Origin of the sequence: Inquilinus limosus (assembly GCF_002195995.1) — a bacterium.
GTDB lineage: Bacteria > Pseudomonadota > Alphaproteobacteria > DSM-16000 > Inquilinaceae > Inquilinus > Inquilinus limosus_C.
This window is the reverse complement of the sequence record NZ_NHON01000006.1, coordinates 77,372-90,002: the sequence shown is the minus strand read 5'-3', so window position 1 is coordinate 90,002 and position 12,631 is coordinate 77,372. Positions and strand designations below refer to the sequence as shown.

The 12,631-nt window shown below is 71.2% G+C and carries 10 protein-coding genes; 6 read left to right on the top strand and 4 right to left on the bottom strand.

Translation table 11 applies throughout. The annotated features are described in order from the left end of the window. Positions 1-29 precede the first annotated feature (29 nt). Complete coding sequence (locus BWR60_RS05230; protein ID WP_088149949.1) at positions 30-1,370, bottom strand: metal-dependent hydrolase family protein; 1,341 nt, start codon at positions 1,368-1,370, stop codon at positions 30-32. Between the two features lie 587 nt (positions 1,371-1,957). On the opposite strand from BWR60_RS05230, the gene ppdK reads away from it, so the two are divergent. Genes ppdK through murB form a run of 4 tightly spaced genes read left to right on the top strand, consistent with a single transcriptional unit; the run spans position 1,958 to position 7,316 of the window. After that, complete coding sequence (gene ppdK, locus BWR60_RS05225; RefSeq protein WP_088149948.1) at positions 1,958-4,633, top strand: pyruvate, phosphate dikinase; 2,676 nt, start codon at positions 1,958-1,960, stop codon at positions 4,631-4,633. Next, positions 4,633-5,550 (top strand): alpha/beta fold hydrolase, encoded by a 918-nt coding sequence (locus BWR60_RS05220; protein ID WP_179221638.1) that lies wholly within the window; start codon positions 4,633-4,635, stop codon positions 5,548-5,550. The genes ppdK and BWR60_RS05220 overlap by 1 nt, the downstream gene beginning before the upstream one ends. Next, a complete protein-coding gene (locus tag BWR60_RS05215; protein WP_088149946.1) occupies positions 5,547-6,269 on the top strand; it encodes a DUF1194 domain-containing protein in 723 nt (240 codons plus the stop codon). The genes BWR60_RS05220 and BWR60_RS05215 overlap by 4 nt, the downstream gene beginning before the upstream one ends. A 36-nt stretch (positions 6,270-6,305) precedes the next feature. Next, positions 6,306-7,316, top strand: coding sequence for a UDP-N-acetylmuramate dehydrogenase (gene murB / locus BWR60_RS05210; RefSeq protein ID WP_088149945.1), 1,011 nt, complete (start codon positions 6,306-6,308; stop codon positions 7,314-7,316). 153 nt (positions 7,317-7,469) lie between these two features. Here murB and otnK read toward each other — a convergent pair whose 3' ends face one another. The 3 genes from otnK to ltnD are packed head-to-tail and all read right to left on the bottom strand — an operon-like array spanning position 7,470 to position 10,477. After that, entirely contained in the window at positions 7,470-8,741 is a 1,272-nt protein-coding gene (otnK, locus tag BWR60_RS05205) for a 3-oxo-tetronate kinase (protein ID WP_088149993.1), read from the bottom strand. Positions 8,742-8,754: 13 nt separating this feature from the next. Next, positions 8,755-9,537 carry a 2-oxo-tetronate isomerase gene (otnI, locus tag BWR60_RS05200; protein ID WP_088149944.1) on the bottom strand — a complete coding sequence of 261 codons (783 nt, stop codon included), beginning with the start codon at positions 9,535-9,537 and terminating at the stop codon, positions 8,755-8,757. A 4-nt stretch (positions 9,538-9,541) separates the two neighbouring features. Then, the gene (gene ltnD / locus BWR60_RS05195; RefSeq protein ID WP_144445524.1) at positions 9,542-10,477 is read right to left on the bottom strand and encodes an L-threonate dehydrogenase; all 936 of its coding nucleotides are present in this window, start codon (positions 10,475-10,477) and stop codon (positions 9,542-9,544) included. Positions 10,478-10,749: 272 nt separating this feature from the next. On the opposite strand from ltnD, the gene BWR60_RS05190 reads away from it, so the two are divergent. Together BWR60_RS05190 and BWR60_RS05185 are read left to right on the top strand one after the other, a co-directional pair. Beyond that, complete coding sequence (locus BWR60_RS05190) at positions 10,750-11,754, top strand: LacI family DNA-binding transcriptional regulator (protein WP_088149992.1); 1,005 nt, start codon at positions 10,750-10,752, stop codon at positions 11,752-11,754. 21 nt (positions 11,755-11,775) lie between these two features. Further along, positions 11,776-12,444 (top strand): aldolase, encoded by a 669-nt coding sequence (locus BWR60_RS05185; protein WP_088149942.1) that lies wholly within the window; start codon positions 11,776-11,778, stop codon positions 12,442-12,444. The last annotated feature ends 187 nt before the right edge of the window (positions 12,445-12,631 follow it).

Here is a 12,631-nt window from a genome sequence, read left to right as displayed (position 1 = left end):
AGCCCCTACCTCCGGCATTCCGACCGGCGTCAGCTCTCCGGGAAGGCCTGCCGCTTGCCGTCGGCCTTGTGGATCACGCCGTGGCGCATCACGAAGTCGACCGTCTCCATCCGCGTCACGTCGTCGAGCGGGCTGCCGGCGACCGCGATGATGTCGGCGTCCTTACCGACCTCGATCACGCCGATCGAATTGCGGCCCAGGGCTTCGGCAGCGTTGACCGTCGCCGCCTTCAGCGCGTCCGCCGGGGACAGGCCGGCCTTCACCAGCAGCGCGAACTCCCGGGCGTTCTCGCCATGCTTTGACACGCCGGTGTCGGTGCCGAAGGCGATCTTCACGCCCGCGGCAATGGCCTTGGAATGGCTGGCGAAGGCGACGGCCGCGGCCTCCTCGGCCTTCGGCAGCACCGCCGGCGGCAATACGCCGGCCCGTGCCTGCTCCACCGCCGTGACCGGGGCGATCATGGTCGGCACCAGCCAGGTGCCATGCTCCTTCAGCAGGGCGATCGCCTCGTCGTCCAGGAAGGTGCCATGGTCGATGGTGTCGACGCCGGCCCGGATCGCCGCCTTGGTGCCGGCGGCGGCATGGCTGTGGGTCGCGACCCGGCGGCCCAGGCCGTGCGCCGTGTCCACGATCGCCTTCATCTCCTCGTCGGTCATGGCGCGGCCGAGGCCGCCGGAGACGTTCGAGAGCACGCCGCCGGTCGACATGTACTTGATCACCTGCGCGCCCAGCGCCACCTGCTCGCGCACCGCTCGGCGGCAGTCGTCAGGGCCATCGCAGGTGTTGGTGTTGTGCTGGTGCAGGGCCTCGGCATAGATACCGGCGACGCCGTTGGTGGAATCGGCATGGCCGCCCGAGACCGAGATCGCGTTGCCGGCATTGACCGCCGTCGGGCCGGCGATCACGCCGGTCTCGACGCCCTGGCGCAGCGCCCGCATGCCGCGGGCGTCGCCGCCGAGGTCGCGCACGGTGGTGAAGCCGGCCTCCAGCGTCACCCGCGCATTGGCGATGGCGTACAGCATGTCGTCGACATCGTCGCGATTCAGGTCGGTCATCCGGTCGGCGACCGGATCGCCGCCGATGCCCCAGAGATGGACATGCATGTCGATCAGCCCCGGCATCACGAACCGGTCTTTCAGGTCGACGACCCGGGCGCCCGGCTCCGCCTCGGCATAGCCGTCGCGCAGCTCGGCGATCTTGTCGCCGCGGATGATGATGGTGCTGGGGCCGCGCGGGCTCTCGCCGGGCTTGGCGAGCAGCGTGCCGGCATGGATGAAGGTGACGTTCTGGGCTTCAGGCGCGGTCTGCGCCACCAGCGGCAGGCTCGCCGACAGTACGGCGGCAGCGGCCGCCCATGCGAATCGCTTCATGAGATTTTCCTCCCCCTTTCAGGTGACGATAGGCGGGCTGTCCGCTGGCCTCCACTGGTTTCTGGCGGACGGCTCGCCCTTCGGGGCCGGGCGGATCCGTGGCGTTCCGCCGCGTCGGTGGTCTCCCGAAGCCCGCATCGGGGAATGGATCGATTCATTCGCGTTTCTCGGCCAAGTGGGTGGTCTTGGCATGCGCATGCCGGGGCCGGTGAACGTTGCTTGTCAAATAAGCCCGCTTATCAAATGCGTGCGGATTTCCATCTCCGTCCTTAGCAGTTCGGAAATCGACCATGTTGCGTCGCAAACTTATAAAACTCTGAGGAATTCCGCCGTTTCTCCGTGCTTGACTTCGTGGCCTCGCTGCGCTGCAAGACACGGAACACGCACGGGGATCGAACCGTTGTTCCCCCTGCGCTGGATCGAGGCGGAGGTACGATGATTCCGACCGCAACGGCTCTGGAAGGCGGCTATGTGCCCGTCCTCCGTCCGAATGCCCGGTCCGGGGCCGGCGTACCGCTTTCGCCGTTTCGGGTCTAAGATCCGACTCAATCATCTCCCACGAACGCCAAGGCGGAGAGAAGAACGACATGACCAAGTGGGTCTACGGCTTCGGGAACGGCAAGGCTGACGGCCGCGCCGACATGCGCAACCTTCTCGGCGGCAAGGGGGCCAATCTCGCCGAGATGAGCGTCCTGGGGCTGCCTGTGCCGCCCGGCTTCACCATCACCACCGAGGTCTGCTCCTACTACTACGACCACGGCCGCTCCTACCCGGAGGAGTTGGACGGTCAGATGCACGACGCGCTGGCCCAGATCGAAGGCATCGTCGGCGCCAGGTTCGGGGACAAGGCGAACCCGCTGCTGGTCTCGGTCCGCTCGGGCGCCCGCGCCTCGATGCCGGGCATGATGGACACTGTGCTCAATCTCGGCCTGAACGACGAGACCGTCGGCGGCCTGGCCGCCCGCACCGGCGACGAGCGCTTCGCCTATGACAGCTATCGCCGCTTCATCCAGATGTATGGCGACGTCGTGCTGGGGGTGGAGCATTACCGCTTCGAGGATGAGCTCGAGGGCATCAAGCGCGAGCGCGGCGTGTCGCTCGACACCGAGCTGACGGCCGCCGACCTGAAGACCCTGGTCGACCGCTACAAGGGCGTGGTCCAGACCGATCTCGGCCAGCCCTTCCCGCAGGACCCGAAGGACCAGCTGTCGGGCGCGATCGGTGCCGTCTTCGGCTCCTGGATGAACCAGCGCGCCATCACCTATCGCCGCCTGCACGACATCCCGGCCAGCTGGGGCACGGCGGTCACCGTCCAGGCGATGGTGTTCGGCAATATGGGCGACGACTGCGCCACCGGCGTGGCCTTCACCCGCAACCCCTCGACCGGCGAGAACGCCTTCTACGGCGAGTACCTGATCAACGCCCAGGGCGAGGACGTGGTCGCCGGCATCCGCACGCCGCAGAACCTGACCAAGGTCTCGCGCGAGCAGGCCGGCAGCGACCTGCCGTCGATGGAGGAGTCGATGCCGGAGACCTTCCGGCAGCTCTGCGACATCCGCGACCGGCTGGAGAGCCATTATCGCGACATGCAGGACATCGAGTTCACGGTCCAGCAGGGCCGGCTCTATATCCTGCAGACCCGCAACGGCAAGCGCACCGCCGCCGCGGCGCTGCGCATCGCGGTCGAGCTGGCCGAGGCCGGCGTGATCGACCAGCGCGAGGCGGTCCGTCGGGTCGAGCCGCAGGCGCTCGACCAGCTGCTGCATCCGACCTTGGATCCGAAGGCCCAGCGCGAAGTCATCGCCAAGGGCTTGCCGGCCTCGCCCGGTGCCGCTTCCGGTAAGATCGTGCTGACTGCGGACGAGGCCGAGACCCTGGCCCAGATGGGCGACAAGGTGATTCTCGTCCGCGAGGAGACCAGCCCCGAGGACATCCATGGCATGCACGCCGCCGCCGGCATCCTGACCACCCGCGGCGGCATGACCAGCCACGCGGCCGTGGTGGCCCGCGGCATGGGCCGGGCCTGCGTCTCCGGCGCCGGCGAGCTGCGCATCGATCCGAAGGCGAAGACCGTCTCGGTCGGCGGCGTCACGCTGAAGGCCGGCGACGTCATCACCATCGACGGCGCCGCCGGCGAGGTGATGAAGGGCGAGGTGCCGACGGTGCAGCCCGAACTGTCGGGCGACTTCGCCACGCTGATGGGCTGGGCCGACGCGGTCCGGCGGATGAAGATCCGCACCAATGCCGAGACCCCGCTCGATGCCCGCACCGCGCGCAAGTTCGGGGCCGAGGGCATCGGCCTGTGCCGCACCGAGCACATGTTCTTCGAGGCCGACCGCATCACTGCCGTGCGCCGCATGATCGTGGCCGAGACGGTGGACGCGCGGAAGGCGGCGCTGGCCGAGATCCTGCCGATGCAGCGCAAGGATTTCGTCGAGCTGTTCACCATCATGAAGGGCCTGCCGGTCACCATCCGGCTGCTCGACCCGCCGCTGCACGAATTCCTGCCGCGCACCGAGGAGGACCTCGAGGAGGTCGCCCGCATCGCCGGCGTCGATCTCGGCCGGGTGCGGCACCGCACGGCGCAGCTGCATGAGAGCAACCCGATGCTCGGCCATCGCGGCTGCCGCCTCGGCATCTCCTTCCCGGAGATCTACGAGATGCAGGCGCGGGCGATCTTCGAGGCGGTGGCCGAGGTCAAGGCCGCGTCGGGCGAGACGGTGACGCCGGAGATCATGATCCCGCTCGCCTTCTCGAAGAAGGAGCTCGACATCCTCAAGGCCGCGATCGTGGCGGTGGCCGCCGCGGTCGAGGCGGAGAAGGGCATCAAGCTCGACTTCCTGGTCGGCACCATGATCGAGCTGCCGCGCGCCGCGCTGCGGGCACATGAGCTGGCGGAGACGGCGGAGTTCTTCTCCTTCGGCACCAACGACCTGACCCAGACCACCTTCGGCATCAGCCGCGACGATGCCGGCACCTTCCTGCCGGACTACACCCGCGCCGGCATCCTGGAGCAGGACCCCTTCGTCACCCTCGACCGCGACGGGGTGGGCGAGCTGGTGTCGCTGGCGGCGGAGCGCGGCCGCAAGACCCGCTCGGGCATCAAGCTCGGCATCTGCGGCGAGCATGGCGGCGACCCGGCCTCGATCCATTTCTGCGAATCGGTCGGGCTCGACTACGTCTCCTGCTCGCCCTACCGGGTGCCGATCGCCCGTCTCGCCGCCGCCCAGGCGGCGCTGCGGGCCGAGGTGAAGGCGGAGTAGTGGACCTCGCCGCCGCGCCCCGAACCGATGTCCTGACGACGCCGGACGGGGCGCGGCTGCGCTGGGGCGCGTGGCCGGAGCCGGAAGGGCGGGTGCGCGGCACCGTGCTGATCCTGAACGGCCGCAGCGAGTTCATCGAGAAGTACCGCGAGACCGTGGGCGAGCTGATCGCCCGCGGTTTTCGCGTCTTCGGCTTCGACTGGCGCGGCCAGGGCCTGTCGTCGCGTACCCCGGTGGGCGACGAGACCGGCCATTACGACAGCTTCGACCCGCTGGTGCAGGACGCCGCCCGGCTGATCGACCAGGTGGTGCGCCCGGTGGGGGAGGGGCCGCTGATTGTCCTCGGCCACTCCATGGGCGGGCATCTGGCGCTGCGGCTGCTGGCCGCCCGGCCGGACCTCGCCGCCGGAGCGATCCTGACCGCGCCGATGGTGGTGCCGATCGCCGTGCCGGCGGTGCAGCGCGTGGCCCGCATGCTGGCGCCGGTGGCGGCGTCCTTCGGCCGCGGCCGGCGCTACGCCCCGGGCGAGGGCGGCTATGACGGGCAGCGGATGCTCGATCCGCGGCGGCTCCTGTCCAGCGACCCTGTGCGCAACCGCATCCAGGCCGACTGGTTCCGCGACCATCCGGACTACCGCGTCTCCGGCATCACCTGGGGCTGGCTCGCCGCCGCCTTCCGCTCCTCCGCCGTGATCCTGCGGCAGGCGCCGTCGATCCAGGTGCCGGTGCTGATGCTGCTGGCCGGGCAGGAGCGGCTGGTCGACAACGCCGCGTCCCGGCGGGTCGCCCGATTGCTGCCGCAGTGCCGGGTCAGCGATTATGCGGACGCCCGGCACGAGATCCTGATGGAACGCGACGACATCCGCAGCGCCTTCTGGCGCGACGCCGACGATTTCCTGGCCACGCTGGCGCCATGAGGCGGCGGCATTTCGCCGGCTGGCTCGCCGGCTCGCTGCTGGTCCGGCCATCGCTGGCCGCGGCCCAGACCCCGGCGCCCGAGCCGCAGCCTCCCGCCGAGCCTGCACCGGAGAAACAGCCGGTGGATCTGGAACTGGTCCTGCTGGTCGACGCCTCGGCCAGCATCACCATCGGCGCGCTGGAGTTCCAGCTGCGCGGCCATGCTGCCGCCTTCCGCGACGACAAGGTCAAGGCGGCGATCGCGGCCGGCCCGCGCGGCGGCATCGCGGTGACGCTGGCCCGCTTCGACGGCCCGCGCAGCCTGAAGGTGCTGCTGCCCTGGCACCGCCTCGCCAGCGCCGCCGACGCCGACGCCTTTGCCGAGGCGGTGCTGGCCGCGCCGGCGGGGCAGGAGGCCGGGTCGACCGCGATCGGCAGCGCCGTGCTCGACGCGCTGGAGCTGTTCAAGGGCAGCGGCTTCGATAGCCCGCGCCAGACCATCGACATCGTCTCGAACGGCTTCTCCAACGCCGGCATCGACCCGATCCTGGCCCGCGACGCGGCGGAGGCGGCGCATGTGACGGTCAACGCGCTGGTCATCCTCGACGAGTATGACTGGCTCGAGGGCTATTACCGGCAACAGGTGATCGGCGGCATCGGCGCCTTCGTCCGCACCGCCGAGGGCCGCGACACCTTCATCCAGGCGCTGATCGCCAAGCTGATCGACGAGATCGTGTGATTGCCCGCGGGCCGGCCGCGCCCTAATGCTGTGACCATGTACCAGATCCTGACCGACCACCCGCTGCAATCCGCCAACAGCTTCGGCATCGCCGCGCGCAGCCGCTACGCCGTTGAGATCCGCGACGAGGCCGAGCTGCCGGCGGTGCTGGCGGATCCGCGCTTCGCCGGGCTGCCGCGCCGGCTCTTGGGCGGCGGCAGCAATGTCGTGCTGACCGGCGATTTCGACGGGCTGACCCTGCTGATGCGCATCCCCGGCCGGCGGCTGGCGGGGGAGAGCGCGGAGGCCGTGCTGGTCGAGGCCGGGGCCGGGGAGGTCTGGCACGATCTGGTGGCGTGGACCATCGCCCAGGGCCGGCCGGGGCTGGAGAACCTGGCGCTGATCCCGGGCACCGCCGGGGCCGCGCCGATCCAGAACATCGGCGCCTATGGGGTGGAGCTGGAGGAGCGGTTCGAGAGCCTGCGCGCCTTCGACACCGCGGCCGGCGGCTTCGTCACGCTGGACCGCACGGCCTGCCGGTTCAGCTATCGCGACAGCCTGTTCAAGCGCGAGCCGGACCGCTGGATTGTCACGTCGGTCACGCTGCGCCTGCCGCGGCCCTGGGCGCCGGTGACGACCTATCCCGATCTGGCGCGGGTGTTCGGCGACCGGAGCGATGTTGCGGCGGCGGAGATCTTCGACGCGGTGGTCTCGGTGCGGCGGCAGAAGCTGCCGGACCCGGCGGTGATCGGCAATGCCGGCAGCTTCTTCAAGAACCCGATCGTGCCGGGCGACCAGTACCAGGACCTCGCCGCCTCCTTCCCCGGCATCGTCGGCTATCCGCAGCCGGACGGCCGGGTGAAGCTGGCCGCCGGCTGGCTGATCGACCGCTGCGGCTGGAAGGGGCGGGCGGTCGGCCACGCCGCGGTGCATGACCGCCAGGCGCTGGTCCTGGTCAATCGCGGCGGCGCCAGCGGAGCCGAGATCCTCGACCTGGCCCGGCAGATCCAGGGCGACGTCCAGGCCACCTACGGCGTGGCGCTGGAGCCGGAGCCGGTGATCCTCTGAGGACTGCAAGCTTTCCCCCTCACCCTCCCGTCGCCAACGCGACGGGCCCCTCCCTCTCCCCGAGGAGAGGGAAACATCACCTCTCCTCGGGGAGAGGTCGGAACCGCGGTCGCGGTTCCGGGTGAGGGGGCGGCTCCGGCCCGTCCGCTTGGCTCACGGCATCGCCCTGAGCGCGTCCGTGAAGAACTCCGGCCCGCCGAAATTCCCCGATTTCAGCGCCAGCACCATCGGCGGCTCGCGGCCGACGGCATAGAGCACCGGCACACCCGGGGCGATCTCGGCGCCGATGCGGAAGGCGGGCAGGGCCAGCGCGTCGACCACGGCGCCGGAGGTCTCGCCCCCTGCCACCACCAGCCGGCGCACCCCGGCCTCGACCAGGCCGAGGGCGATCCGGGCCATCGCCTGCTCGATGGCATGGCCGGCGGCGTCGCGGCCGAGCTTCCGCTGCACCGCCGCGACCTGCTCCGGCGGGGCGCTGCTGGCGATCAGCACCGGCCCCTCGGTGCGATGCCGTTCGGCCCAGGCGAGGGCGCGCCCGACTTCGCCAGGATCGCCGGCCAGCGCCTCCGGATCCAGGCGCAGCACCGGCATGCTCCGCTCCGCCGCCGCGATCTGGCCCAGGGTCGCCTGCGAGCAGCTGCCGGCCAGGATCGCCGCCGGGCCGCCGATCGCGGCCGGCGCCTGACCCGCGCCGGACGCCGCGATCCGGCCGGCGGCGACCAGCGCCCGGGCGATGCCGAGGCCGAGGCCGGAGGCGCCGGTCGACACAGGCTGGTCCAGCGCCACCACGCCCAAAGTCTCCAGATGCCGGTCCAGCACCGCATCGGCGATGATCGCGCCCGCGCCCTCCGCCGCGTGGTGGCCGATGGCGTCGCGCACCGCCTGCGGCCCGGCCTCCACCGTGGCGAGGGGCAGCAGCGCGACCGGCGCCTTGCTCTGCCGGCCCAGCACGCGCACCAGGTTCGAATCCCGCATCGGGTTCAGCGGGTGGTCCTTCAGCGGGCTCTCATGCAGCGGCACCGTGCCGACGAAGAGATGGCCGAGATAGACCGTCCGCCCGGTCTCCGGGAAGGCGGGGGTGACCAGGGCGGGGCCGGCGCCGATCTCCGCCCGCAGCGCGTCGGTCACCGGGCCGATGTTGCCGGCATCGGTCGAATCGAAGGTCGAGCAGATCTTGAACAGGACGTGCCCGGCGCCACGGCCGCGCAGCCAGCGATCCGCAGCCAGGCTGCGCTCCACGGCCTCGGCCGCCGGGATCGACCGGCTCTTCAGCGCCACCACCACGGCGTCGACCGGCGGCAGCGCCATATCGTCGCGCGGCACGCCGATGGTCTGCACCGTGCGCAGCCCCGCCTTGGACAGGGTGTTCGCCAGGTCGGAGGCGCCGGTGTAGTCGTCGGCCACGCAGCCAAGGACGAGGGTCATCGTCTTCTCCTCCTCAGGCCCGGCGGCCGGCATAGGGCGCGAACCAGCCGAGGCCCTCCAGCGTGCCGGCGCGCGGCCGGTACTCGCAGCCGACGAAGCCGGCATAGCCCAGCCGGTCCAGCTCCTGGAACAGGAACGGGTAGTTCAGTTCCTCGACATCCGGCTCATGCCGGCCGGGCACGCTGGCGACCTGGACATGGGCGGTGACCGGCAGCAGCGCGCGCAGCGCCATGGTCACGTCGCCATGCAGAATCTGCCGGTGATAGCAGTCGAATTGCAGCTTCAGGTTGGGCAGGCCCAGCTCGCCGATCAGCGCCGCGGCCCGGTCGAAGCTGCCCAGGAAATAGCCCGGCATGTCGCGGGTGTTCAGCGGCTCCAGCAGCAGGTCGATGCCCTTGGCGGCGAAGGCCTCGGCGGCGAACAGGGTGGCGTCGCGCCAGGCCGCCTGCGCCCGCGGATCGGCCGGGTCGGCGTTGCCACTCATCATATGCACGCGGCCGACGCCGGTGGCCTCGGCATAGCGGAGGGCGGTGGCGACCGAGGCGCGGAACTCGTCCGCCCGCTCCGGCAGGGCGGCGAGGCCGCGCTCGCCTCTGGCCCAGTCGCCGGGCGGCAGGTTGAACAGCGCCTGGGTCAGGCGGTTGCGCGACAGCCGCTCGGCGATCGCCTCGGGCGGATGCTCATAGGGGAACAGGTACTCCACGGCGGTGAAGCCCGCCGCGGCCGCCGCGTCGAAGCGGTCGAGGAAGTCCCATTCGGTGAACATCATGCTGAGATTGGCGGCGAAGCGCGGCATCGATCTATCCTTCCTTCGGCGCGCCGGGCAGGTCGAGGCCGGCGATCTGCGCGTAGAGCCGGGCGACCGAGGCATCGTCGTCCCGGCCCATGCCCGCGGCGGCGGTCATCAGGAACATCTGCAGCGCCGCGCCGGCCACCGGCACGGGGAATTTGCCGCTGCGCGCCATGTCCATGACGATGCCGAGATCCTTGGTGAAGATGTCGACCGCGCTGCGCGGCGCGTAGTCGCCGTCCAGCACATGCGGGATGCGGTTCTCGAACATCCAGGAATTGCCGGCCGAGGCGGTGATCACCTCGTAGACCTTGCGGATGTCCAGCCCCTGCCGCGCGGCGAAGGCGATCGCCTCGCAGGCGGCGGCGATGTGCACGCCGGCCAGCAGCTGGTTCACCATCTTGAAGGCGGCGCCGGTGCCGGGCGCGTCGCCGAGCTCGTACAGCTTGGCCGCCATGGCGTCGAGCGCCGGCCGGGCCGAGGCGAAGGCGGCGGCGCTGCCGGAGGCGAGGATGGTCAGCGCCCCCTCCGCCGCGCGCTGGGCGCCGCCGCTGATCGGGGCGTCGAGATAGTGCCGGCCGCTCGCCGCCAGCCTCTCCGCCAGTCCGCGCGCCGCCTCCGGCGCCATGGTGGCGGCGGAGATGAAGACCGCGCCCTGCGGCATCGCCGCGGCGCAGCCGGCCTCGCCGAACAGCACCGACTCGGTCTGGGCCGCGTTGACCACGACGGAGACGACGATATCGGCGCCCGCCGCGGCCTCGGCGGGGGTGGCGGCACCGGTGCCGCCGGCGGCGACCAGGCGCTCGACCGCGGCGGCGGAGAGGTCGCAGCCGGGGACCTCGAATCCGGCCCGGCGCAGCGACAGGGCCATGCCCAGCCCCATCGAGCCCAGCCCGATCACGGCGGCGCGGCTCCTCCCTGTGTCCTGCATCCCGAGTCTCCTCATCCGGCCATCGACATGCCCGCGAGCCCGGGTCGATGTCCGCCCGGCGGCACGTCCGTCGATGTTGATACCGATATCATATGCCCGCGTGGCGCGATCGAGAAGGCAGAAACCGACTGCCGTGCCATTCCGTGATGGATTATGATATCGATATCAGCGCAGCGATGATGGGCAATCCGGAGGCCGGACTGCCGCAGGAAAGTCCCCATGGTGCCGGCACGGATCCCGTCCTCGAACATGACTCTGCCCCACCGGGCCGGGAAGGCAAGGGCCTGATGGCGCGGACGCGGCGGGCCGATCCCAGGGGCATCACGCTGGCGGACATCGCCCGCGCCGCCGGAGTCAGCAAGATCACCGTGTCGCGCGTGCTGCGCGGCGGGCCGGTGGCGGGGGAGACGCGCGACCGGGTGCTGGAGATCGTCCGGCGCCTCGGCTATGTGCCGAACCGGCTCGCGGGCACCCTGTCCTCCGCCGGTTCGAACCTGGTCGGGGTGATCATCCCGTCGCTGGCCAACATCGTCTTCCCCGACGTGCTGCGCGGGGCGGAGGCGGTGCTGGATGCCGCCGGCTTCCGCTCGGTGGTCGGCGTCACCGACTACGATCCGGCGCGGGAGGAGGGGCTGATCGAGGCGATGCTGGCCTGGCGCCCCGCCGGGCTGATCGTCACCGGGCTGGAGCACACCGACCGCAGCCGGGCGATGCTGACCCATGCCGGCATCCGGGTGGCCGAGCTGATGGATCTCGACGGCGCCGGGCTCGACATCGTCGTCGGCCTGTCGAACCGGGCGGCCGGCCGGGCCAGCGCCCGGCACCTGATCGAGCGCGGCTATCGGCGCCTGGCCTATGTCGGCCACGATCTCGGCCAGGACCGGCGGGCCGCGAAGCGCTTCGAGGGCTTCCGCGAGGCGCTGTCGGAAAGCGCCGCGGCCCTGGTCGCGACCGAGCTGATGCCGGGCCGGTCCTCGGCTGCCGCGGGGCGGGAGGGGCTGGCCCGCATCCTCGACCGCGACGGCGGGGTCGATGCGGTCTATTTCTCCAATGACGACATGGCGATGGGCGGCTGCTTCCTGTGCCTGGCGCGCGGCATCGCCGTGCCCGACCGGGTGGCGCTGTTCGGCTTCAACGGGCTCGACCTGGCCCAGGCGCTGCCGCAGCCGCTCTCCACCATCCGCTCGCCCCGGGTGCGGATGGGGGAGGTGGGGGCGCGGCTGGTCTGCGGCCGCGAGCCGGCGACGGTGGTCGATCTCGGCTTCGAGCTGGTGCCGGGCGCCACCGCCTGACGCGATCGGAAGGAGGGACCTATGGACGAGACCAGGCTGCGCGAGGACATCTGCCGCTTCGGCCGCTCGCTGTTCGAGCGCGGGCTGACGCCGGGCTCCTCCGGCAATATCAGCCTGCGGCTGGACGATGGCGGCTGGCTGGTGACGCCGACCAACGCCTCGCTCGGCTTCCTCGACCCGGCCCGGCTGTCGCGGCTCGACGCCGAGGGGCGGTTGTTGTCGGGCGACAAGCCGACCAAGGAGATCCCGCTGCACGGCGCGCTCTACGAGACGCGCGGCTCGGCCCGCGCCATCGTGCATCTGCACTCGACCCATTCGGTCGCGGTGTCGATGCTGCCGGGGATCGACCCCAAGGCGGTGCTGCCGCCGCTGACCGCCTATTACCTGATGCGGGTCGGGGCGACGGCGCTGGTGCCCTATTACCGGCCGGGCGACCCGGCCGTGGCCGACGCCATCCGCGGCCTCGCCGGCCGGTATTCCGCCGTGCTGCTGGCCAATCACGGCCCGGTGGTGGCGGGGGAGAGCCTGGAGGCCGCGGTCTATGCGACCGAGGAGCTGGAGGAGACGGCGAAGCTGCACCTGCTGCTGCGCGGCCTGAACCCCCGGCTGCTGTCGCCCGGCCAGATCTCGGAGCTGAAGGACGCGTTCAAGCTCGACCTGCCCGGGGATGACGCCGCGCACGAGCATTAGGGCTGCCATCGGCTGTGGCTTAGCGCCTTTCGGCGAGAGCCGCTCGAAGCACTCCCCAACCGTCATTGCGAGGAGGCGAAGCCGACGAAGCAATCCAGGGGCCGGTTTGTGCGTCCCCTGGATTGCTTCGCTGCGCTCGCAATGACGGTGTTTGGTATGCTGAAGCGGTCTTGCCTGCGGGGAGCGC